The organism is Streptomyces sp. NPDC086077 (assembly GCF_040686175.1).
Lineage (GTDB): Bacteria > Actinomycetota > Actinomycetes > Streptomycetales > Streptomycetaceae > Streptomyces.
This window is the reverse complement of sequence record NZ_JBFBJT010000033.1, coordinates 18,435-41,257: the sequence shown is the minus strand read 5'-3', so window position 1 is coordinate 41,257 and position 22,823 is coordinate 18,435. Positions and strand designations below refer to the sequence as shown.

The following is a 22,823-nucleotide window of genomic DNA, read 5'->3' as shown; positions in this document are numbered from 1 at the left end:
CGGCGTCAAGACGACACCGTGAAGTGTTGACCTCCAGGGCGTCCACCCGATCAATTCAGGAGGCGCACAACTCCTCGACGTCCCCTTCCGTTAGGAACTCCTTTGCCTCCCTACCCACGTGGCGGTCGATTGGCAGTGTCAGGCATCGCCCTGGCGCTCCTTTCGTCCCTCGGCGCGGTGCCGGCGTCCGCGACCTCGCCCCGGCCCGCCCACACCACGGTCGGCAACTTCTCGGCGCGCGCGGCGAACGGCAACGTTGCCGCCGCCCGCACCGTCACGTTGATCACCGGCGACAAGGTCACCGTCAGCCCCGGAGCGAAAGGCGCACCTGCGTCGGTGAGCGTGGAACGCCGTGCGGGCGCCATCGGATCCGTACGGGCCATCACCGACGCGTCGGGCATTTACGTCATCCCCGACGACGCCGAGCCCTACGTGGCCTCCGGCGCACTCGACAGGCGGCTCTTCAACGTCACCGGACTCATAGCCCAGGGATACGACGACGAGCGCGCCGCCGGGCTGCCGCTGATCGTCACCCGCGACACCGCGGCGTCACGTCTCGCCGACACCGACTTGCCGGGAATCGTCCCCGAGCGTCAACTGCCCTCCGTCAACGGCGAGTCGGCGACGGCGGACCGCTCCCAGGCCGCGAGCCTGTGGAAGGCTCTCGTGGCGGAGCCCGACGAGACGGGCGACCGCAAGCCCTCCGACGGAGCGCCCTCCCTGCCCGGAGGCATTGACAAGATCTGGCTCGACGGCAAGGTCAAGGCGGCCTTGGCGGACAGCACGGCCCAGATCGGAGCGCCACAGGTGTGGAACACCGGTTCCACCGGCGCCGGCGTCAAGGTGGCCGTTCTGGACACGGGAATCGACGCGGGTCACCCGGATCTCGAGGGACGCGTCGTCGCCGGCCGGAGCTTCGTCCCCGGCGAGGACATCACCGACCGCCGTGGGCACGGCACGCACGTCGCATCGACCATCTCGGGCACCGGCGCCGCCTCCGGAGGCAAGGAGAAGGGCGTCGCCCCGGGCGCGGACCTGGCCATCGGCAAGGTCCTTGGCGACAGCGGATCCGGCGACGAGTCCTGGATCATCGCGGGGATGGAGTGGGCCGCCAAGACCGAGAAGGCCAAAGTCATCAGCATGAGTCTGGGCAGCTCCTCGCTGCACACCCAGACGGATCCCATGAGTCAGAGCGTGAACAGGCTCAGCGAGGAGACCGGTGCGCTCTTCGTCGTCGCGGCGGGCAACTCCGGACCGGGTGAGTACACCGTCAACGCGCCCGGAGCGGCGGCAGCCGCGCTCACGGTGGGCGCCGTCGACTCCACGGACCAGATGGCCGGCTTCTCCAGCAGCGGCCCGCGCGAAGGCGACGACGGACTCAAGCCCGACGTGACCGCCCCAGGGGTGAATGTGCTGGCGGCCCGCTCGCAGCACACCACCGGTGAGGGCCACTACACCGTCAAAAGTGGTACATCCATGGCGACGCCGCACGTCGCCGGCGCGGCCGCCCTGCTCGCCCAGAAGCACCCCGACTGGTCGGGGCAGCAGCTCAAGGACGCCTTGATGAGCACCAGCAAGGCGACCCCGGACGCGAGCGCCTACCGCGGCGGCACCGGTCGCATCGACGCAGCCGCGGCCTTCGGGACACAGATCGTCGCCTCCGGTTCGGTCGACACGGGCCTGATCAAGTGGTCGCGCCACCCCCAGCCGATCGAACGCGCCGTCACCTACACGAACCACGGTGACAGGCCGGTGACACTGCGGCTGACGCTGGACCGAGGCGACAGCCCCAGCAGCCTGTTCACCCTTGGCGCCGACGAGGTCACCGTGCCGGCCCACGGCAGCACCTCGGTGGGCCTCGTCGTCGACCCGCGCAATGTGGCCGTCGGCGGCTACACCGGCCAGGTCGTCGCACGGGACAGCACCGGCGCGGTCGCGGCACACACCGTTCTCAGCACGCGGACCGAATCCGAGCGGTACGACCTGACCCTCCAGGCGAAGGACCGCGACGGGCGGCCCACGACCGGCACGGTCACCCTCAAGGGCGCGAACGATCCGTACTTCCGGTCCCACCGGGTGCCGGAGGGCGGTCTGACCCTGCACCTGCCTCGCGACACCTACTCCGCGATGATGTTCAAGGACGTCCGGGGGGCGCACGGACCGTACTCCAAGGGCCTGGCGCTGCTGGGCGACCCGGAGGTCGAACTGACGGATCCCGCGACAGTCACGTTCGACGCCTCCCAGGCCCGCCAGGTCCGCGCGCTGACCCCCAAGCCGAGTCTGCCCACCAACACCAGGGTCGAGTACTGGCGTTCGTTCACGACCGCGGAGCCGCGACCCGGAACGTACGGGGACTGGATCGACAGCAAGATGATCGATTCGACCTACGACAGCGTCTGGGCCCAGCCCACCCCGCAGAAGGTGAAACTCGGCGGCTTCGACTTCACCACCAGGTGGCGAGCCCCGCAGACCCCGCTCCAGGTTTCCCACGGCACACACGACCTGGACGTGCTCATGCAGAGGGGTGCCAAGCCCTTGCCGGACGGCACCGCGAATCTGGAAGCCGTCTTCGCGGGCACGGGCTCCGCCGCCGAGTACAGCCAGCTGTCCGCGCGGGGCAAGGCGGCCGTGGTGCGCCGCAGCGACACCGTCACACCGGACGAACAGACCGAGGCCGCCCACGCCGCCGGTGTGAAGCTCCTGCTCGTCGTCAACGACTCCGTGGGCCGGCTCAACAGCTGGTACGGCGACGGCGACTACCACTCACCCGGGCCGCTGACGGTCGCGTCGGTGACCCGGAGCGACGGGGAGGCGCTGATCGCCGCCATCGCGGCCTCGCCCCGGAACAAGGTTCGCCTACGGACCACGGCACACCCCGTTCCCTCGTACCTGTACGACCTGGTCAGCCATCACACAGCAGCGATTCCGTCGGACCTGACCCATCGGGCCGACGTCCGCAACCTCGCACGCGTGGACGTCACGTTCGGCCACGGCGAGTCGACCCCCGCCGTGGAGACACGCATCGATCTGCCGCGCTACGTCCTCGGCGGCGTGTGGAACTTCCTCCCCGAGCCGGTCGAGCGAGGACCGCGCACCGACTGGGTCTCCACGGGCGGCGGCACCAGATGGCAGCAGAAGGTCGAGGTCGGCGATACCACGACCGAGACGTCCGAGGCCGTGACGTACCCCTCCGCCGGCACCCACGAGGAACGGTGGACCACACCGATCATGCGTCCGCGCATGATCAGGGCCGATCTCCCGACACGGGAGAACGAGAGCGTGCTGTACTTCGACACACCGGCGTGGGGGAGCAGCGGTGCGGCCCACTCCGGCAAGAGCTGGGGCGGTGGTCTGGCGCAGCGCACGTCGCTCTACCAGGGCGACACACTGCTTTCCGAAACCGACTACGACAGCGGATACGCCTGGGGCCTGCCCGCCGAGCGTCTGCCGTACCGGCTCGTGGTCGACGCCACCAACGACAACCCCTCGTTCAGCCGTTACTCCACCACCACACGCACCGAATGGTCCTTCGTCTCCGGACAGGCGGAGAACGAGACCATCCCCCTGGTGCAGCTCGACTACGGGGTGGACCTCGACACCGACGGCAGGGCCCGCCGCAACGCCGCTCTCACCGTCATCCCATCGGTACTCGGTGCCCCCTCGACCGAGGTGTCCTCCGTCCGGCTGGAGGTCTCCTACGACGACGGGGTTACCTGGCACCGTCAACAGACCGTGCAGCGCGACGGCGCATGGAGGACTTCCCTGTCCGCGCCTCGCTCGGCATCGTTCGTCTCGCTGCGGACCGTCGCCACGGACGAGACGGGAAGCTCGATCACCCAGAGCGTCATCCGCGCCTACGGCCTGAGGTGACATGACACGGGGACCGGTGCCGCATCCGTGGCGGCACCGGTGCCCGTGCGACGGATCGGGTCCGCACCCGCCACAAGCTCAGCTCCCGCGGCGGCCGGCCGCCGAAGTTCGACAGGCGCGACCACCGCGAACGCCACCCGGTCGAACGCGGCGTCGACCGCCTCGAGCGCCACCGAGCGGTCGCCACGTGATACGGCGAGCTCGCCGTCCGCTACGAGGCCCCGCGGGCACGCCCAGGTCCCGAGCCTCCTGTCACTCCGGTATCGCCCGATCGGCCCAGCGGTGCTAGAAAGGACGGAGTGATCAGGCGTTTCGCCCTCTTCCGGGGTGTGTCGGTTCAACCACGCTCCGACAAACGTCCCAGGAGCGTCGCCGGGCAGGCTTTCATCCTTCAGGCCGTGGTCGTGGTCCTGCTCGTGTGCGGGGCGATCGTGGCGCTCGTGATGCAGTCCCGCTACGAGGCGGACCGGGAGGCCAGGGCCCGTTCGGTCGCGGTGGCGGAAACCTTTGCGCACTCTCCCGGTCTCATGGAGGCGCTGGAGTCGCCCCACCCGGCCCGGGTGCTTCAGCTCATCGCCGAGGAAACCCGTGAACGCGCCGGCGTCGACTTCATCGTCGTGATGGACACCAACGGGATCCGCTACACCCATCCGCAGCCGGACCGGATCGGCCAGCCTTTCGTGGGCACGATCGGACCGTCGCTGGCCGGCAAGGTCCTCGTCGAGAGCGTCGACGGTCCCCTCGGTCAAGAGGTGCAGGCGGTGGTCCCGGTGACCGCGCCCGACGGTTCCGTCGTGGCCCTGGTAGCAGCCGGCCTCACCGTCGAGAACGTCACCGGCGCGGTGTACCAGCAGCTGCCGGTCATCCTGGGCACGGGCGCCCTGGCGCTCGCCCTGGCCACCACCTGGACGGCACTGGCGACCAGACGGCTCAAACGGCAGACTCATGGGCTCGGCCCCGCCGAGATGACACGTATGTACGAGCACCACGACGCGGTTCTGCACGCCGTACGCGAGGGTGTCGTCATTGTCGGGGGCGACGGCCGGCTACTGCTCGCCAACGACGAGGCCAGGCGGCTGCTGGATCTGGGTCCCGACAGTGAGGGACAGTACGTGGCCGATCTGCCCGGTCTGGATGCCGACACGGCCCGTCTGCTGGCCTCCGGCAATGCGGCGACGGACGAGGTCCGATTCGCCGGGGACAGACTGCTGGTGGTCAACCAGCGCCCGACCCACGCGCCGGGCGGGCCGATGGGCACCGTGGCCACGATCCGTGACTCCACCGAGCTCGATGCGCTGACCGGCCGAGCGGAGGTCGCCCGTACACGGCTCAAGCTGCTGTACGACGCCGGCGTCGGTATCGGCACCACACTCGACGTGAGGCGTACGGCCCAGGAGCTGGCCGATGTCGCGGTCCCACGCTTCGCCGACTTCGTGACCGTCGATCTCGCCGACCCCGTGCTGCAGGGGGAGGAGTCGAACGTCGCGATGGGCATGCGGCGCACTGCCGTGAGCGGCATCCGTGACGATCACCCGCTCTATCCGCGGGAGAGGCTGATCAATTTCGTGCCGTCGACACCGCAGGCTCGAGGGCTCGGCAGTGGACGGGCGGAGGTGGTGGGCGATCTGTCCCAGGCGCCGGGCTGGCAGGCGCAGGACCCGGAGCGGACCAAGCAGATCATCGAATACGGCATCCACTCGCTCATCACGGTGCCGCTCCAGGCCCGGGGCACCATCCTTGGCGTGGCCAATTTCTGGCGCTCGGAGAAGCCGGGCTCCTTCGAGGAAGAGGATCTCTCGCTGGCCGAGGAACTGGTCGCCCGTGCCGCCGTGGCCGTGGACAACGCGCGCCGCTACACGCGCGAGCATGCCCTGGCCGTGACGCTCCAACGCAGCCTCCTTCCTCGTGCGCTTCCGGACCAGAGCGCCGTGGAGGTGGCACACCGATATCTGCCGGCGCAGTCAGGTGTGGGCGGCGACTGGTTCGATGTGATCCCGCTGCCGGGAAGCCGGGTGGCGCTGGTGGTCGGCGATGTCGTCGGTCACGGTCTGCACGCCGCGGCGACGATGGGGCGACTGCGCACCGCGGTGCACAACTTCTCCACGCTCGACCTGCCGCCCGATGAGATTCTCGGCCATCTCGACGATCTGATCGGGGCCATCGACCAGGACGAGTCGGATTCGGACGGCGGGCAGGCGACGACGGGCGCGACCTGTCTCTACGCGATCTACGACCCGGTCTCGAGGCGCTGTGCCATGGCCCGTGCCGGGCATGTGCCGCCCGCCCTGGTCCGCCCGGACGGCACTGTCGAGTTCCCCGATCTCCCGGCCGGGCCTCCGCTGGGACTCGGCGCCTTGCCTTTCGAGGCCGCCGAGCTGGAGCTCGAAGAGGGCAGCCAGCTCGTCTTCTACACGGACGGGCTGATCGAGGACCGCAGCCGAGACATCGACGTCGGTATCGAGCAGCTGCGTCGCGCCCTGACACACCCCGGGCGTCCGCCGGAGGAGAGCTGCCGGGCGGTGCTGAGCGCACTGCTGTCCGCCAGGCCCAAGGACGATGTGGCTCTGCTCATCGCCCGCACCCGGGTACTGGGACCCGACCGTGTGGCCGAGTGGGACGTGCCGCGCGATCCGAGCGCGGTGGCGGGGTTGCGCGCGTCCGCCGTCGCGAAGCTGGAGGAGTGGGGCCTGCCCGAGCTGGCCTTCAGCACGGAGCTCGTCCTGAGCGAACTGGTCACCAACGCCCTACGCCACGGCTCCGGGGCGATCCGGGTCCGGCTTCTGAAGGATCAGGGCCTGACCTGCGAGGTGGCCGACGGGAGCAGCACTTCGCCGCATCTGCGGTACGCGGCCACGACGGACGAGGGAGGCCGCGGGCTCTTCCTTGTCGCCAAGGTCGCCGAACGCTGGGGCACCCGCTATTCGGCCGACGGCAAGATCATCTGGGCGCAGCAGACCCTGCCGGACACGAACCAGGACAACGCCTCGCTGCTTGATCTGTTCGACACGGAAGACGACGTGACGAGCAGGGAAAGCGATGCGATCGGTGTCAAGCGGGGTCCGCCCCCCGACGCCTCACTCTGACGGGATCTCGGCCTCAGGGCTGACGCTTCTCAGGCGCCGCCTCGCAGACGATCTCGTCACGAGGGGCGTAGTGCGTGCGGAACGGTTCCCGACTCACTTCCCGGCCGTCGTCGCGGAAGACTCGCTCCACGGTGACGTCGAAGCCCTCGAGCGGAGTCTGCGGCACGCACTCCTCGTCGTTGCTCACCTTCCTGGCGGGCTGCTGCACGTTGGTGCGCGGTCCCTTGACCGACGTGACCTCGTCATACCTCTTCGTGCCGAGGACGGTGACGGTCACCGAGGTGTCGGTGGACTCGGCCTGGAGGTAGATGGCGTTGCCGGAGTCGTTGGCGAACCTCAGGTCGAGGCTGCCCCAGGCCACCGTCGCCTCGCGGCCCTCGGGGTAGCGCTCGATGTAGAAGGAGTGGGCGCCGTGCTCGACGGGCTTGAGGCCGGCGAAGAACATCGCGTTGAAGACCGTGGTGGCCACGGAGGAGACACCGCCTCCGGGCGCCTTGGTGTACTGGTCGTTGAGGATCATGATGCCCTCGACGAAGCCGTTGGCCGCGGTGCGTTCGCCGACGGTGCGGTTGAAGCTCCAGGTCTCGTTCGGCATGACGACTGAGCCGTTGATGAGTTCCACGGCGCGGCCGATGTTCTTCGTGCGGTAGGCGGCCGGTTCGAAGTTGACGGTGAAGGAGGACATCGACTCCGTCAGTCCCAGTCGCGCCGCGTTCTCACGGGTCACCTCGGGCTGGATCTGCCGTGTTCCCACCTCGCCGGTGCGGGCAGCGCCCGACCTGGTGAGCAGGGGCAGGACGGCCTTGCTCAGGGCCTTGTCGGTGACCTCTGCGCCGGGGCGGGCGTCGGCGGCCACCACGACCTTGTCGCCTACGCCTCTCAACCGGGCGTTCTCGGGCGTGGCGGGGAGGTCGTCAAGGGCGCCGGCCACCGCGGGTGTGGCGCGCAGGCTCCTGCTGTCGAGGTTCGGCGTGAGCCTACCGGCGTCGTCCGCCCGCATCGTCAGGTGCTCGCCCAGCACGGCCGGGGTGATCGTGAAGCGCTTGTCACGCACTGTGAGCGTGACCGGAGCCGACATCGCCGGCTGCGCGAACTCGCGCACCGCCCTGCGCACCTCTTCCGCCGTGACCTTCGGCTTTGCCTCGCGAGCGGGCAGCACCGTGACCGAGTCCGCCGCGCCGCGCTGGAAGGGGGCGCGCAGGGCCCCGACCGCTGCGTCCACGTCCAGCGCGTATCCGGTGCGCGGCGCGATCTGCTCGACACGGCCGTTGTAGAAGGAGACGGCGCCGTCGCGGACCGTCCGGTCGAGCGTTGTCGCCAGCTTCCCGAGAGCGGCACGGGCCTTGTCCTCGTCGACCTGTACGACCGGCTCGACGTCGCCCCCCGAGCGGAAGAGCCCGCCGACCACACTGATCGGGTCAGCGCCGGTGAAAGCCGCCCGATCCAGGGTTGCCCGGATGTCGAAGGTAAGCCCCGCCTGCCGCGGGTCGACCGCGCCCTTGCGGTCGCCGACCTTCACCGCCAGCCTCTGCGGGTCGGTCGCGGCCAAGTGCTGCTCCAGCTTGGTGGTGGCTTCCGCGCGGGTCAGGCCGCCGATGTCCACGCCGCGCACCGTCGTGCCCGCCTCGATCTCACCGCCGGTGAGCAGCAGCCCGGCGAGATACAGACCGCCGATGCCGACGGTCAGCGCACCGCCCGCCAGGGCGGCGGGAGGGAGGGAGGCTATCCGGGGGTGCATGGGTCTCCTGAACGATCGGTGTGACGTGCCCCGAAGCTGTGGCGTCGTGTGCGAGGGCAGTCAGCCAGGTTACGCACAACAAGGTTCAAAAGGGTGTACCCCAGGTCACCACGGGCGTTCGGGGTCGGTGGTCTGATCCCGAAAACAACGGCATTCGCATGCACAGCCGCCCGGCTCTCCGCCCGCAAAGGCCGCCACTCAGGGCCGCCCTGCCCCGGCCGCAGGGGCTGGCCGTAGTGATGTTTCTCATCGCTGCGTTCAGCGGCGCCTGAGCGACGGCGAGATGCTCCTGTCGGGCTCAGGGAATCATAGCGCCACTCTTTTCGTTAGAGCCGTACTCTTACGTTCGGGGACTCTCCTTCAAGGGGCCGCATCATGACCACACCACCAGAGATCATCACCGCAGCTCAGGAACTGGCCGTGCGCGGTGCACCGGGCGCGGTGACAGCATCCGCCGCGGCCCTGACTTCCGTGCCGGACGAGAGGGTGGAGCGGTGGCCAGGGCCGGCGGAGGAGCCCACCCCGGGCGGCGCCCGCGGACCCATCGCGGCCCGGCCCGGCGTCCACGGGGTGACGTTGACACCCGCGGAAGGCAATCGGTGGCCGGTCGCCGACGAGGCGACGTGCAGGACACCCAAGAAGGCGCGCGACACGTGCACGAGTGCACGAGTGCACGAGTGCACGAGAGGACAGGTGAACCCGGTGACGGTGAACTACCAAACGGATCTGACGCCGCAGCTGGCCAACTGCAGGGACTACTGGCTCGGTTGGGGAGCGAGCGACAGGCTGGACGACAGCCTCAGCTACTACCGCAGCGGGCTGGCCGAGGCACAGCTCATCGCTCGGCTCGACGGCCAAGCCGTGGGCACCGCTCTCCTGTATGTCGCCCACGGAGTGGCAGGTGTCTATGTGGTGACCACCCTCGAAGCTCATCGCCGACAGGGCATCGGTGCCGTCCTCACGGCGACGGCATTGAAGAAGGCCGGAGCCCGCGGAGTGCGCATCGGCACGCTCCAGGCCAGCGGTCCGGGTGCCTCCGTATACGCCCGCATGGGATTCACCACGGTCGCCGCATACCGACTCCTACGAATCCCGGCACACTGACCCGGCTTGCCGCGTACGTTGCAGGCGTCGATTCTGCAGGTTGCCGTTGACGATGAGCCAGCCGACGAAGAGCGCGAAGCCGGTTGTCTGACGCGGTCTGGACGTGACGGCCGTTGAACCGCTGGCGGCACGCTTCTCCTTGCACCGCAGGATGACAAGCATGAGTACGCCAACGACCGACATGACGGCGACCCGCAGCAGTACCGCCCTCGCGGAGTTGCCCGGACTGATCAGCAGGATCACTGCGCTGGCGCAGCGAATCGACAGGACGATCTGGAGCCATAGGTGCTTGGTGAGGAACGTGTTGAGTCTCTCCATGGCTGATCGTGCGCGCTCTGCGTCCGCGTCCTGCGCCGGGCCGCCGCGGCGCGCAGGCCCAGGGCCGCGCCGACGCTGCTTCGAATGCCCGAGAACAACAGGACGACACACGAGGCGCTCCAGGCGATGTCTCCGATACGCGTGCGCAGTTGTGCCCGTTGTGTGGTGCCGGGTTCCAGGTCCCCAGATCCGGACGTGGCGACGAAGATGAAGGCGGTGCCGCTGCCGCGCGGCTGCCTCCGGGACACGTGACCCGGCACCTGGCCGGCCAGCGGTTCGGCCGCGTCACACCTCTGTCAGCATGGTGGTGAGCGCGGTGAGGTCGTCGGCGGCCAGCGACGGCGGCGTCATCGTCGCGGGATAGTGCCCGGCACCACGGCGCAGCCAGGCCGCATTGAGCCCGGCACGGCGGGCGCCGTCGATGTCCCAGGGATGCACCGCGACCATGAGGGCCTCCGTCACGGCAAAGCCGGCTCGACCGACGGCGTAGTGGTAGGCACTACGAGCGGGTTTCCAGGCGCCGGGTCCCTGGACGTCGAGCAGGGCGTCGAAGCAGTCCAGCAGGCCGGCCCGGGCCAGCAGGCGTTCGGTGGTGGCCGCCGTGCCGTTGGTCATGGTGATCAGCCGCAGGCCACGCGCCCGAAGCGTTCGTACGCAAGGTGGAACTTCCGGGTGTACGTCGAGCGTGCCGAAGCCCGCGAGGATGTACCGAGCCGCGTCCTCCGCGCCGCCGGACCAGCCCGGCAACCCCTCCAGCAGCCCGCGCAGCCCCTCCTCCGCGATGTCGGGAAATGCGGCGAAGCCGCCTGCCGCCGTCAGCGCGAAGCCGTCCCGCAGCACTCCGGCGAACCAGGTCTGCATCAGCTCGCTCGGCGCGCCGACCTCCTCGAAGCGGAGACGCAGCGGGCTCATGTCGCTCAGCGTCTCGTTCACGTCGAAGACGACGACCCGGGGTGAGGAAGGCATCGGCACGGATCCGACGTTACCCGCGCTCGCGCCTGTCGGGCAGCAGCGGTTCTGTACGAGCTCGGCCCGGAAGGTGCCCGGAGGGTCCTGGACGACGTGCAGGCGGCGCCGGTGGCGAAGCCGGACGACCCGCACTCGTCATCGACGACGAGAACGACGTACTGCGTGACGAAGGCGAGGCCTACGCCCGCAGGCTCACCCAGGCCGGCGTCCCCACCACAAGCACCCGCTACTACGGCGACGGGATCGCCGTGGGCTTGGCGATCTTGTCGGCTCGACTTCTGGGGTGGGAAGAGGAGGGCGTGCTCTGGGGTTGCTCCAGTGCGCTACCCCTAGGCTTCTGCTCTGCCTCTTTCCGGCACACGCCGGAAGCACCCTGCTCTCCATGACCGGAAGGAGAAGCCGTGGCCGTGGACCCTCAAGGAGCCGATCTCGCACAGCTGATGGCGGAGGACCAGGGAGGCCCCGTAGTCATGCTCAACCTCCTGCGTTTCACTCCCGATGGTCAGGTCGGACGACCATGGCCTGGTCGACCTCAGCGGATGGGTGCGTTCGCCCATGACCTCGCAGGCCCATCGAGGGCCAGGACTCGTGGTGCAGGTCCGGTCAGGTCAGTGACGGGGCACAGGGGTTCTGCCTGGGCAGCGCCCGAACGCCGCCCGGGCGGCGGGAGGAGCACACCCGCCTGGACGGCTGGCCTGCTCGACGTGCACCTCAGTCCACCGAGACGGTTTGTCCCTCGATCGCCCCATCCGGCTCCGCCCGCCCTCAAGGGTCGATGCCACATTGCCGCCTGCATCCGCCTTCGTAGGCACGGCCCTGCTCAGCACCACCTGCACGAACGCCGAAGAGTGCGGATGTCCAGCACTGGGAGACCGCTATCTTTCCTTCGGAACATCAGACATTCGGAGTTCGTATGCAGCAGACAGATGGTCGGGTCGGGGAGTCGTACGGGGCCGTGGCTGCCACCGCGCCCCTTGCGGTCGCCGACGAGGCTCCGGCGCGAGGCTGGCCCCGGTTCTGGCCGCTCCTGCTTCTGGGCGCGGCCGTGCTTCCCGGGGTGGTGCTCTTCCTCGTGGGCAGGTGGGGAAGCGAGCCGGCCGTGCACGCCTGGCGAACCGTCTGTCTTTCCGTCGCCGTGCAGGCGTTTCCGTTCCTGCTGCTCGGTACGGCCGTGTCCGGCGCGATCAATGCGTTCGTGCCGGAGAGGGTGTTCAGTCGGCTGTTGCCCCGAAAACCCGCGCTTGCCGTCCCGGTGGCGGGAGCCGCCGGGGTGGTGCTGCCCGGGTGCGAATGTGCGTCGGTACCGGTGGCCAACAGTTTGATCGGCCGCGGCGTCACACCAGCCGCCGCCTTCGCGTTCCTGTTGTCGGCACCCGCCGTCAACCCTGTCGTTCTGACCACCACGGCCATCGCCTTTCCCGGCGACCCGGCCATGGTCGTCGCCCGGTTGCTGGCCTCCCTAGTCACGGCCACGGTGATGGGCTGGCTGTGGCTCACGCTGGGCCGCGAGAAGTGGTTGCGGCCGGCCGTGCGCCACACCGGACACAGGCCGGGGCACAGCCGCTGGACGGAGTTCCGGCGCGGCTTCCAGCATGACTTCCTGCACGCGGGCGGCTTCGTCATCATCGGGGCCATGGCCGCGGCCACGTTCAACGTGGCCGTCCCCAGTTCGGTGCTCGACGCGTTCTCCGGCTCGCCCTGGCTCTCCGTCATCTTCCTTGCCGCGCTCGCGATCCTTTTGTCGGTGTGCTCGGAGGCCGACGCGTTCGTCGCGGCGTCCCTGACCGGGTTCTCGCCCGTCGCGCGGCTCACGTTCATGGTGGTCGGCCCGATGGTCGACCTCAAGCTGATCGCGCTCCAGACGGGCACCTTCGGCCGCGCCTTCGCGGTCCGCTTCTCGGCCGCCACAACGGTCGTCGCCATCCTGTGCAGCGCCCTCATCGGAGGAATTCTGCTGTGAAGCGCCCCCTGCAGGCGGTGCTGCTCGTGCTCAGCGGCACAAGCCTGCTGTACCTCTCGCTGTTCACCGACCTTTACCTGCGATACGTCAAGGAGTGGATGCGACCACTGCTGATCGCATCGGGAGCACTGCTGCTCCTGCTCGGCCTGCTGGACGCCTGGTCTCAGCGGAGAGCGGGGAGAGGAGAACCAGTCGGTGAGCATCCTTGGCACCGGGGTCACGACGGTCACGGTCACGACCACTCCCAAGTGCCTCGCGCGGCGTGGCTGCTCTTCCTCCCGGCGCTGAGCATCCTCTTCTACGCCCCGCCCGCTCTCGGCGCGTACACCGCCTCGCGCCAGGCCTCCAAGCCCGTCGTGGAGCAGAACGAGTTCGATCCGCTGCCGGCGATGTCGCCGCTCCCACTGACCCTCCGCGACTTCACCAGTCGTGTCCAGCAGGATCGCGAACAGGCCATCAAGGGCCGCAGCGTGCAGATGACGGGATTCGTCACGCCCTCCCACGAGGGCCAGGGCTGGGACCTGACCCGGCTCCTGATCAACTGCTGCGCGGCCGACGCGCAGGCGGTCAAGGTGCGGATCCACGGGACTCCGGCCCCGGCGGCCAACACGTGGGTCACCGTCGTGGGCACCTGGCACGCGGGCGGAACCCTTGGTACGGGTTCCGCTTCGGTCGCGCTCGACGCCCGCAGCGTCACCAAGGTTGAACGGCCGACGAACGCGTACATGGACGCCCTTCCGCTGCCCCTTCGGCAGGGGCAGCGGACATCCGGCTGACCGGGTGGGCTGCGGCGCCGACGTAAAGAGACTCTCGCGGGGTGAGGACGTTGAGGTGCTCCGGGTCCAGGCGCCGGGCGCCGCGATCAGCGCGGCCAGCACCGGAACCCCCAGGCACGAGCGGCTCGGCGAACCGCACCGCGAGGCGGTAGGAGCTGACCTCGATACCGGTACGCCCCAGCAGCCGCATGCGCATGGCGGTTCGTTCCCCCCTCCCGACTCGGTCCGCCGCGTGGTGCACGGCCGGCCAGGTCATGTCTGTCGAGCCAGCAGGGTCAGCCGTTGTACGGAGCGGCGACGTCCAGGACCCATGTGACGCCGAGGCGGTCGGTGAGCATGCCGTACAGCTGCGCCCACTGCGCGGCCTCCAAGGGCTGCACCACCGTCGCGCCAGGACCGAGCGGCTCGTGCTTCGCGAGTCCGAAGCCCGGGACGTGCGGCGTTCATCGAGCTGTTCGCCTCGCCAGAGGTGGGACCTACATGTTCCTGCCGGAGGGGTGGGGGTGCGGATACGCCGCCGAGGCCTGCGCAGCGGCACGCGACTGGTTCGCCGACGCGCTTCCCGGCGAGCCGGTGGTGCTCTGCACCCAGACCGCCGCCGAGCGCGCGATGCGCCTCGCGACGAAGCTGTGTTTCCCCGAGGTCGAGCGGTTCGAGGAGTACGGCGCCGAGCAGTGGTTCGGCGTGTGGTCCTCGGTCACGCCGTCCGGATGAGCTGAGGACCGCCCGGTGCGCAACCGGTCACTGGCCCCAGTCGAGTTGGTGCTCCGGCGTTCCAGCAGCTCGCCCCCAGGCGACTGCTTCGGCTCTGCCCGCTTCATCGCCCATGCGGTATCGGAAGTAGCGTCCGGCGAACGCGATGACGTGGTCAGCGTCCGCGACGGTGAAGTCCGCCCACCAGCCAAGGTCAGGTTCGAGGGCATCCACCAGGGTTTGCGCGAGGTCGTCGGCGAGGAAGTCTGGTCCTTCGATGTCGATGAATGTCCAGGTGGACGGCTGCCCGTAGACGGCACCGTGCTGGTCATTGCCAGCGGAGCGTTCGTCTGCCGGCAGTGTCGACGCGGATACGTCGTGGCGGCCGAGGCGGACGAGTCTGAGCTCGGCCAACTGAATGTCAGCCCCGGTCCGCAGGCTTTCTGCGATGACGCGTCCTCGGATCATGACTTGATCCTTCCTCGCTTCGAGGTTGGCGATGTGGCCGATGTGAACGCGGGGCTGGAGGCGCGTACTGATGCGGTCTGGTGGAACACTGCCGTACGGTCGCGTTACCCCGCAGGCGAGTGCCTTAGGTCGTCAGGAACAAGATCAGCACGTACCCCGGACACAATGCTGACCAAGATCGTCGAACACAACCCGCAGCTCAACGCTTTCTGAAACGATCAGTTAGTCGAGTGACCAATTCGTTAGCTTCATTGGATTCAGCATTAGCCACACGTTCGTGACGCATTCATCACTGACCTCAAAAGTGACCATTCCGTATCGACGCCCTTCATTTCGAAGAATGTATCCGAGACCGTCAGCTGTGTCGCGTCGCTCAAGACGGAGGGCGGGCTGCTTGCGCATCACTCCCATGAGCCACCGGGCTACGTGATCCGACCCTCGGATGACCTGAGGCGCGGCATTGACGAAGCCACCGCCGTCTACTCGTAGTTCGACGTCTGGAGCCAACACGCGGAGCAGGTCCTCGATGTCCCCTCCGGCAGTTGCATCACGGAATGCCCGAACAACCTCATCGTGCTGGCGGGGAGAAACCTGTGCGCGTCTTCCTCGTCGAACGTGGCGGCGTGCGGACGTTGCCAATTGTCTTGTTGCTGCCGCTGAACGACCTACGACACCAGCAATCTCGTCAAACGGGACACCGAACACGTCATGCAGCACGAACGTCACTCGCTCCGCTGGGGTCATGGCCTCGAGGACCGTCAGTAGTGCCATGCTGACGGCATCATCAAGGGTGACACGTTCGAGTGGATCAGCAGCGAGACGACTGGAGTTCAGTGGCACCTTCGCTGTGTCTGCAAAAAGGTCAGCTGGAACGGGCTCCGGTAGCCATTGCCCGACGTACGTCTCCCGTCGTGCCCGCGCGGAACCCAGCAGGTCGAGTGAGATGCGACTGGCAACTCGAATCAGCCATGCTGCAGGCACGGCAATTTTGTCGCGTTCCTCGGGCTCAAGGCGGTACCACCTGACGTATGTCTCTTGTACGACGTCCTCGGCGTCGGCCAGGGTGCCCATCATGCGAAAGGCTAGCGACAGCAGACGATGTCGCTCCGCCATGACCGAATCGAGATCCCTTGATTCATCCCGCTCGGCTCCTCCGAACTCCGCGGATTCCGCAGGAAGATCTTCCGGCATGGGGCACCCTTTCCGTTGGCGCGCAGCACGCCTAACCTATTGCCTAGCGGTCAGGCGTTTCTACCTCCGTTCACTATCGCATTCAGGCGGTGGGGATCCCTGTAATCGGGTATCGCACGGTGCCTGTCCGGTACGCGCCGCGCGGGACCATGGCGTCGAGGGGCTCCTGTTCGTCCACGGTCACAACCTCACGACTGTCTCCGCGATCGGCCAGAGTGGCACGGAAGAGGTCGTCGTGGTAGAACCGGTCGGGTCCAGCGATCTCGACTACACTTCCCGGTTCCAGCGTCGTGACAGCCTCGGCGAGCAGCTCGATGACTTCGTCCAGCTCGACGGGCTGGATGAATGACCTCGGAGCAACAACCTTTGCGTCCACGGTGTGCTGGTCAATGAGGACAGGAATGTAGCTCTGGAACTGGGTGGCCCGAATGATGGTGGCGGGGATCGAAGCGGATCGCACGGCTTTTTCCTGCGCCACCTTGCCGAGGTAGTACCCGATCTCAGATGCGTCCCCTTCCCCGACGCCGACAATGGAGAGCACGATGTGATGACGCACACCTGCCCGCATTCCCTCCGCAGTCAGGTTGTTGATCGCTCCCTCGAAGAACGAGATTGCCCCCTCCGCATCAAAGCGGGGGGTGTTGAGGACGTTCACGATGGTGTCGACTCCGACGAGAGCCTCGGCGAGCCCCTTGCCCGAGATGACGTCGATCCCGTCCTCAAGCCCTCCCGAGACCACCTCGATGCCCTTGGCCTCCAGGTTGTCAGCAAGGGGGGACCCCACACGGCCGCGCCCACCAGCGATGAAAACCTTCATTTCCTCACTCCGTTCCGGGGCACCAGTCGATGCCCTCAGCAACATGACGACGCAGGCCGGAAGAATGTGAGGCTGCGAAGCAGAGCCTCGTCGCCCGCCTGGTGGAGGTGTGCAGAAGGTGAGGGACTGGGCTGCTCACGGAGCGGGGTCACCACCAAGCTTCACCTGAGCGCGGACGGCCGCTGCCGCCCGCTGTCCCTGATCGTCACGCCCGGACAGCGGGGCGGACTGCACTCAGTTCAAGCCCGAGCTGAGAAGATTCGCGTCCCGCGGACCGGGCCGTGCAGGCCGCGCAAGCAGGCCGACAGCCAGGCGGCCCGCCAGCGCAAAGGGGCTCGTGGCGGACGGCCACCGGGCTTCGACGAAGAGCGGTACAAGAAACGCAACACCGTCGACCGGGCGATCAATCGGCTCAAGCACGCCAGAGCAGTAGCCACCCGCTACGACAAGCGCGGCTACGTCTTCCTCGGGATCGCGACCGCCGCAGCCCTCATCATCTGGCTCCGTGCATGATCGGCCGGACAAGTCCTAGTCGAGCAGGAGCGCCGGCGAAGGCGCCGCCCGGCGGTGTACGCGACGGGGACGACCCGCATCATGGGTTCCGGTCGGGCTCGCTCCCGGCCGCGTTCGACGGGCGGGTCGGGAGGGCGTTCCGAGCTGAGGGTGAAGGCCGCGAAGTCGACGGTGACGGCGAACGGCGCGACGCCGTACGGTCGTAGCCGCCAGTGGAGCGCTGCTCATCGGCGCTCCGGGAGAGGGTCGGCGAGGGGCCAGCCCTCGGCGAGCAGGGCGTCCACGGCGGCGACGGCGGTCGCGAGCCGCTCCTCGCGCGGGCCGGTGACGACGGCGGTGCGGCGGCCACTGCGGGCGAGTTCGGTGACGAAGCGGGCGGTCATCCAGGGCCGCAAGTGCTCTCCGTCGCGCATTCCGTCGTCCTCGAAGGCGACGCCATCGTGGTCGGTGAGGATCCAGAGGTGCTGGCGGCCGTGGGCGGCAATCTCGCGGGTGTCGGGGCTGGTGGTGCCCATGTACCGCTCGTGCCAGATGGTGGTGGCGAAGGCGTCGGTGTCGCAGATGAGGACGGGGGAGCCTTCCCGCGCGGCCTCGTCCTCCAGTTCGGCCTGGCGCCGGGCGATGACGGGGAAGTCGCCGGAGCGGAAGGTGACGTCCGACCATTCGGCGTCCGGGCGTTCGGCGCGCAGTTCGGCGAGCTTGAGTTCGCTGTACTCACGGCCGTACTCCGGGACGTACCGGGTGCGGGACCACACTCCGCCGCGGCGCCGATAGTGGTCGGCGAGGGCGAGGGCCAGGGTGGTGGTGCCGGTGGACTCCGCGCCGAGGACGACGACGCGCCGGGTGAGCGCGGCCCGTACGGGCGGCTCCAGGAAGTCCCAGTTGCCGACGGGGTCCTTGCGGACGGCTGTGCCGGAGACGGGGTGCAGCGTACGGTCCGGGTCGACGCACACGGAGTCGGCGCCGAAGCGGCGCCCCAGTTCCTCGCCATAGGGCTCGGAGGTGAAGACGGCGTCGACGGAATCGGGTACGGCCGCGCGGAAGACGGCCATGTGGGCGGCCCAGACGTCGGGGTCCTGAAGGTCGACAGGGATGTCGTCGACGGCGCCGACGACGAGCACGTCAGGGTGGATCTCGCGCATCCAGGCGACCCGGTCCTCCAGCGTCAGGGTCTCCACGGAAGAGGCGCAGACGAGCACGGTGAGGCGCTCGCAGTGGTCGCGCGCGGTGCGGACAAGGTGATGGTGGCCGGCGTGCGGCGGATAGAACTTGCCGAGGACCAGGCCGTGTCCGTAGCGCTTCATACCACCGCCTCCACGCGGAGCGCGGGCCTGCCGGCGAGGTCACGGCTCCAGCGGCGCAGGCCGAGGACGCAGAGCGTCATGAAGCCGACGTACAGCAAGGACGTCAGGTACAGCTCCTTGTAGGCGTACAGCGGTACGTAGATCACGTCGGCGGCGATCCAGAGCCACCAGGACTCGAACCGCTTGCGGCACTGGCCGTAGGTTGCCGTGAGGGAGAGCGCGGTGGTCAGGGCGTCCCAGAAGGGGACGGTCGAGTCGGTGGCGCTGTCGAGCAGCAGGGTGAGGGCGAGGGTCCCCACCACCCCCGCCGTGATCAGCCACGTCCACTCGGTGCGCGAGGTGCGGCGCACCGGGAGAGCGCCGGAGCCTGGTCCACCCCCGTGGGTCCAGGTCCACCAGCCGTACAAGGCGAGGGCGATGAAGACGATCTGGAGGCCGGCGTCGGCGTAGAGCCCGGCCTGTGTGAAGAGGAGGATGAAGAAGAGGTTGTTGGCCATTCCGATGGGCCAGTTTGCGAGGTACTGGCGGGCGACCAGCCAGACGCAGAGCGCTCCGCTGCCGAATCCGAGGACTTCGGTCCAGCTGACCGGGGTGTCCAGGATGGTGAAGAGCGGCTGTTGCAGGGGTTCGAGGATGTTCGCGAGGCTCACGCCCGCCTCCTTTAAAGTCATGTTGACTATAAAGTGCGACAGGCTTGGGCCACAAGTGCGAAAGTGCCACGGAGAAAGCCCGCGGCCGCAGGGTGGTCACGGGGTTGCCTCACGTCGTCACGGCGTCGGGTCCTATGCCGAGTTGGTCAGCCGGTGCAGGCGGCCCGACTTCTGGTGGCCGAGCGCGATCGTGGGGGTGACCTCTATGCGGAGTCCGCCGACTTCAGCCGCGGCGCGATGCTGCCCGTTGTCGACGGTTCGACCGCGCCGGGCCCGTGCGAGGTGAGCTACGGGAGGCAGGAGGACTGCTGGTGGCTCTCGCCGGTGGCAGCGGCGGCGCTGTGTCCCTCCATCACCGCAGGCGGTACGCCGCTTCCGTGGCGGCAGCCCCGCCCCGCCCCGCACGTCTGCGCCGCGCCGCGCGTGCCTCGCCCTTGGGGCGGGGTGCGTCCGCCCCACCCCCGTTTCAGGACGCTCAGTCACTCAGCGTGACCAGCAGCGGACGGCCCGCCTGGCGTCTTTGGGAACCTTTGGCGAACCGGCCGCACCCAGGTGAGATGTCACCCGGGTGCGGCCGAGTCGAATCAGCAGGTGGCGTTCAGACCGGCCCAGTTGGCGCGGTCGTTGTAGCCGCCGTCGCCGGCGTCGCCGACCACCAGGTCGAGCACCCGGACGCCGGTCAGGTCGATGTCGGCCTGGCGGATGTCGTCGCGGCTCAGCACACCGCTGTCGAACAGCACCCGGCCGTCACCGATCACCTGGAAGGTCGACGTGCCACCGTCAGGGCCGACGTTGCGCACCGCGTCGTCGATGCCGACGGTCGTGGCCAGCCGGGTGCACCGGTCGCCGAGGTAGTAGCGGACCGCGGAGGGCGAGGCCACCCCGATACCGGTCGGGTAGACCTGGCCGAGCATGCTGATGGGTGACCAGCCACCGACGCTCTGGTCGACCGTCGGGCTCATCCACCCGCTGGTGGCGCTGATCCAATCGTGGTGCGACAGGACGACGTCGCCGACCGGCGCCGCCGGTGCGACGACCACCGCCGTGGCCGTCTTCTGCCGCAGCCGCCCCTTGCCGGTCACTTCGTACGATGTGGTGGCGGTCAGGGCGGCGCTGCCCGGCGCGGCTGTGGCCGGCAGGGTCGTCGTGAAGGCCGTGGTCACGGAGCGGTTGGGCATCAGGAGCTTCGGCGCTTCGCCGAGTGGACGGGCTGTCCAGCCGGCCGGCACCGCCAGCTCGACCCGCGGTGCGAAGACCGGGCGCGCACCGTCGTTGCGGACGGTGACCTCGACCCGGGCCTGGTCGCCGCCGGCGACCACCGGAGCGACCCCGGCCGGCACCGCGTCGCCACCGACCTGCGTCACCTGCGGCAGACCGGCGACGACGTGCGGCACACCGGGCTTGCCCGTTGCCTTGGCGACCCGGAACAGGGCCGCGCCGTGGGCCGGCACGGCGGCACTGATGGTGCCGGCGCTCTCGGTGACCTGGTCGGTCCAGGCGTTCTTCAGGGCGAACCGATCCCCGGACAGCCCGACCTTCCGGGCAGTCGTGGTCAGCGTCGTCGGGCTGTCGCCCCGGTTCAGCAGCACCACGGCACGGTCACCGTTGGCCAGCCGCTTCACCCAGGTCTCCGTCGTACCGGCGGCGCCGACGCGGACGGCCTGGACACCGGCGGCGTCCTGGTTGATCGCGAGGACATCGCGGTCCGCGAGAATGTCGAGCGAGGTCTTGCCGAGCTCACGGACGTCACTGCCGATCACGAGCGGCGCTGCCGCCACCGACCAGAGCGTCATCTGGGTACGGAACTCCTCGTCGTTCATCCCCAGTTCGGGTCCGAGGTAGTCTGGGTCGTTGAAGTGCCCCGGTCCGGCGACCTCGGGGTGCCGCGCGTTCGCGTCGTAGTTGCGCAGCACGTCCTTGAACTTGATCTCGCCGACGAAACCCACGTCCGTGTACGTCCGCCAGGACTGCGCGATCCCCGGCGCATAGGACCAGGAGTACGTCGACTGCTGCTCCTCCGGGTAGTCGCCCCAGTCGGGGGAGGTCACCGGGTTGCAGAGGTTGAAGATCATGGGGCGCTTGCTGGCGTTGTTACGCAGCGCCTGCGCGAACTCGGTGTAGACGGTCTTCGGGTCGAGGTCCGCGGCGATCCCGCAGAGGTAGTCGACCTTGACCGCGTCGAACTCCCAGGCGGCGAACTGGTCCGCGTCGCGCTGGTAGTAGCCGTGGCTGCCGAGTCCGCACTTGCCCGGGATGTACGGACCGGCGTCGGTGTAGATGCCGGCCTTCAGGCCCTTGGAGTGGATGTAGTCCACCAGTGGCTTCAGCCCGTTCGGAAATTGGTCGGGGTTGGCCACCAGGTCGCCGGCCGAGCTGCGTGGGGTCGGCGCCGCCCAGTTGCCGTCGATCCAGACGTACTGGTAACCGGCGTCGCGCAGACCGCTGCTGACCAGGAAGTCGGCTATCGACTTGACCTCGGCCTCGGTCGGATCGCCACCCAGCGCGTAATAGGTGTTCCAGCCCATGTACGGCGTCGGGCTCAGCACCTGCTGAGGTGCCGGCGCCGTGACGGCGACACTGCCGGCCTGGGGGCCGGCGTGGGCGGGCGTTTGCACGACCAGAAGGCCTGTCAGGAGCGCCAGGAGGACGGTGAGATGTCGTTTCACATCGGATCCTTCGCTGTCCGATCAGGCGTGCCGACCCGTCCCGGTCGTGAGTCCGAGGCACCGCTCCCTCGCTGGGTACGGCGGTCGTTCTTCGGACCAGTCAATGCCCGCGCGCCTGCGGTGTTGTTGCCAGGATCTTGCAGGGGTCACCGGCGCGCGTCAATAATAATTCCTAAATTAAGAGTTACCGAGACCTCTTCAAGTGCCTCAACTGCCCTGTACCAGCTGGTTTGTACGCCCCGTCCGCGCGCTTCCCCCCGTTGCACGTCGTCCTGGCCGGCAGGCGGAGAACCTGCTCAGCGCGAAGTCATCGTCACCGAGCGGCCGTTGCTCGCGGACACCGAGAGACCATCTCGTCGCCGACGGCGGAACACCCCGCATGGGACACTCGTCGACGCGGTACCAGTTGGCCTGTTGCCCGTGGCGGTGGGGCTGTCGTGCGACGCGTGAGGAGAGCGGATCGCGCCCCGGGCCGCCCGTGATGGTGCTGCTGCCGTCGTCAAACCGCCCAAACCCCCTACTGCAGGTGTGAGCGTATGGCACCGACTCAGCGACAACGTCGTGTGCGGCTCGAGCGCTCGCTTCCACTTCAGCGTGCCGGCGGACGTCCCCGGAGGAGCAGCGGTCGTGTGGATCTGCCTCACCGACGGTTCCCACACACCCTTGCGCTGCGAGCGTTGCGGGCGATGATCTCCGTCCGGGT

General features: G+C 68.7%; 14 protein-coding genes and 3 pseudogenes. 7 read left to right on the top strand and 10 right to left on the bottom strand.

All coding sequences use genetic code 11. From position 1 onward, the window contains the following. The first annotated feature begins 135 nt into the window (after positions 1-135). Both AB0O67_RS12745 and AB0O67_RS12740 read left to right on the top strand, forming a co-directional pair. A complete protein-coding gene (locus AB0O67_RS12745) occupies positions 136-3,870 on the top strand; it encodes a S8 family serine peptidase (protein ID WP_365449115.1) in 3,735 nt (1,244 codons plus the stop codon). Positions 3,871-4,199: 329 nt separating this feature from the next. After that, a complete protein-coding gene (locus tag AB0O67_RS12740) occupies positions 4,200-6,953 on the top strand; it encodes a SpoIIE family protein phosphatase (protein WP_365449113.1) in 2,754 nt (917 codons plus the stop codon). A 13-nt stretch (positions 6,954-6,966) separates the two neighbouring features. On the opposite strand, the gene AB0O67_RS12735 is transcribed toward AB0O67_RS12740, so the two are convergent. After that, positions 6,967-8,691, bottom strand: coding sequence for a VanW family protein (locus AB0O67_RS12735; protein WP_365449111.1), 1,725 nt, complete (start codon positions 8,689-8,691; stop codon positions 6,967-6,969). Between the two features lie 375 nt (positions 8,692-9,066). Between AB0O67_RS12735 and AB0O67_RS12730 the strand changes: the two genes are divergently transcribed. After that, positions 9,067-9,795: a GNAT family N-acetyltransferase gene (locus AB0O67_RS12730; RefSeq protein WP_365449110.1), complete on the top strand. Its 729-nt coding sequence runs from the start codon at positions 9,067-9,069 to the stop codon at positions 9,793-9,795. Here AB0O67_RS12730 and AB0O67_RS12725 read toward each other — a convergent pair. After that, positions 9,775-10,113, bottom strand: a complete 339-nt coding sequence (locus AB0O67_RS12725) for a hypothetical protein (RefSeq protein WP_365449108.1) — start codon at positions 10,111-10,113, stop codon at positions 9,775-9,777. The genes AB0O67_RS12730 and AB0O67_RS12725 overlap by 21 nt on opposite strands. 285 nt (positions 10,114-10,398) lie before the next feature. Next, complete coding sequence (locus AB0O67_RS12720; RefSeq protein WP_365449106.1) at positions 10,399-11,079, bottom strand: haloacid dehalogenase type II; 681 nt, start codon at positions 11,077-11,079, stop codon at positions 10,399-10,401. 128 nt (positions 11,080-11,207) lie between these two features. Between AB0O67_RS12720 and AB0O67_RS12715 the strand changes: the two are divergent. From AB0O67_RS12715 to AB0O67_RS12705, 3 genes and pseudogenes are all read left to right on the top strand, one after another. Further along, positions 11,208-11,468: pseudogene (locus AB0O67_RS12715) on the top strand (alpha/beta hydrolase fold domain-containing protein); the annotation flags it as partial. Between the two features lie 527 nt (positions 11,469-11,995). Continuing rightward, on the top strand, positions 11,996-13,042 hold the full coding sequence (locus AB0O67_RS12710) for a permease (protein ID WP_365449104.1): 1,047 nt from the start codon (positions 11,996-11,998) through the stop codon (positions 13,040-13,042). After that, positions 13,039-13,818 carry a TIGR03943 family protein gene (locus AB0O67_RS12705; RefSeq protein ID WP_365449102.1) on the top strand — a complete coding sequence of 260 codons (780 nt, stop codon included), beginning with the start codon at positions 13,039-13,041 and terminating at the stop codon, positions 13,816-13,818. The genes AB0O67_RS12710 and AB0O67_RS12705 overlap by 4 nt, the downstream gene beginning before the upstream one ends. Positions 13,819-14,093: 275 nt before the next feature. Here the strand turns inward: AB0O67_RS12705 and AB0O67_RS12700 are convergent. Beyond that, positions 14,094-14,210 (bottom strand): annotated as a pseudogene (locus AB0O67_RS12700) (VOC family protein); the annotation flags it as partial. Positions 14,211-14,295: 85 nt separating this feature from the next. Between AB0O67_RS12700 and AB0O67_RS12695 the strand changes: the two are divergent. Next, positions 14,296-14,532: pseudogene (locus AB0O67_RS12695) on the top strand (GNAT family N-acetyltransferase); the annotation flags it as partial. A 27-nt stretch (positions 14,533-14,559) separates the two neighbouring features. On the opposite strand, the gene AB0O67_RS12690 reads toward AB0O67_RS12695, so the two are convergent. From AB0O67_RS12690 to AB0O67_RS12665, 6 genes are all read right to left on the bottom strand, one after another. Then, complete coding sequence (locus tag AB0O67_RS12690; RefSeq protein WP_365449100.1) at positions 14,560-14,979, bottom strand: hypothetical protein; 420 nt, start codon at positions 14,977-14,979, stop codon at positions 14,560-14,562. Between the two features lie 222 nt (positions 14,980-15,201). Beyond that, complete coding sequence (gene sigJ / locus AB0O67_RS12685; protein ID WP_365449098.1) at positions 15,202-16,170, bottom strand: RNA polymerase sigma factor SigJ; 969 nt, start codon at positions 16,168-16,170, stop codon at positions 15,202-15,204. Positions 16,171-16,252: 82 nt separating this feature from the next. Continuing rightward, positions 16,253-16,987 (bottom strand): NAD(P)H-binding protein, encoded by a 735-nt coding sequence (locus tag AB0O67_RS12680; protein WP_365449096.1) that lies wholly within the window; start codon positions 16,985-16,987, stop codon positions 16,253-16,255. A 737-nt stretch (positions 16,988-17,724) separates the two neighbouring features. Next, complete coding sequence (locus AB0O67_RS12675; RefSeq protein WP_365449094.1) at positions 17,725-18,804, bottom strand: AAA family ATPase; 1,080 nt, start codon at positions 18,802-18,804, stop codon at positions 17,725-17,727. Continuing rightward, on the bottom strand, positions 18,801-19,454 hold the full coding sequence (pnuC, locus tag AB0O67_RS12670; protein WP_365449092.1) for a nicotinamide riboside transporter PnuC: 654 nt from the start codon (positions 19,452-19,454) through the stop codon (positions 18,801-18,803). The genes AB0O67_RS12675 and pnuC overlap by 4 nt, the downstream gene beginning before the upstream one ends. A gap of 584 nt (positions 19,455-20,038) precedes the next feature. Beyond that, positions 20,039-22,120: an NPCBM/NEW2 domain-containing protein gene (locus AB0O67_RS12665; RefSeq protein WP_365449090.1), complete on the bottom strand. Its 2,082-nt coding sequence runs from the start codon at positions 22,118-22,120 to the stop codon at positions 20,039-20,041. Between the last annotated feature and the right edge of the window lie 703 nt (positions 22,121-22,823).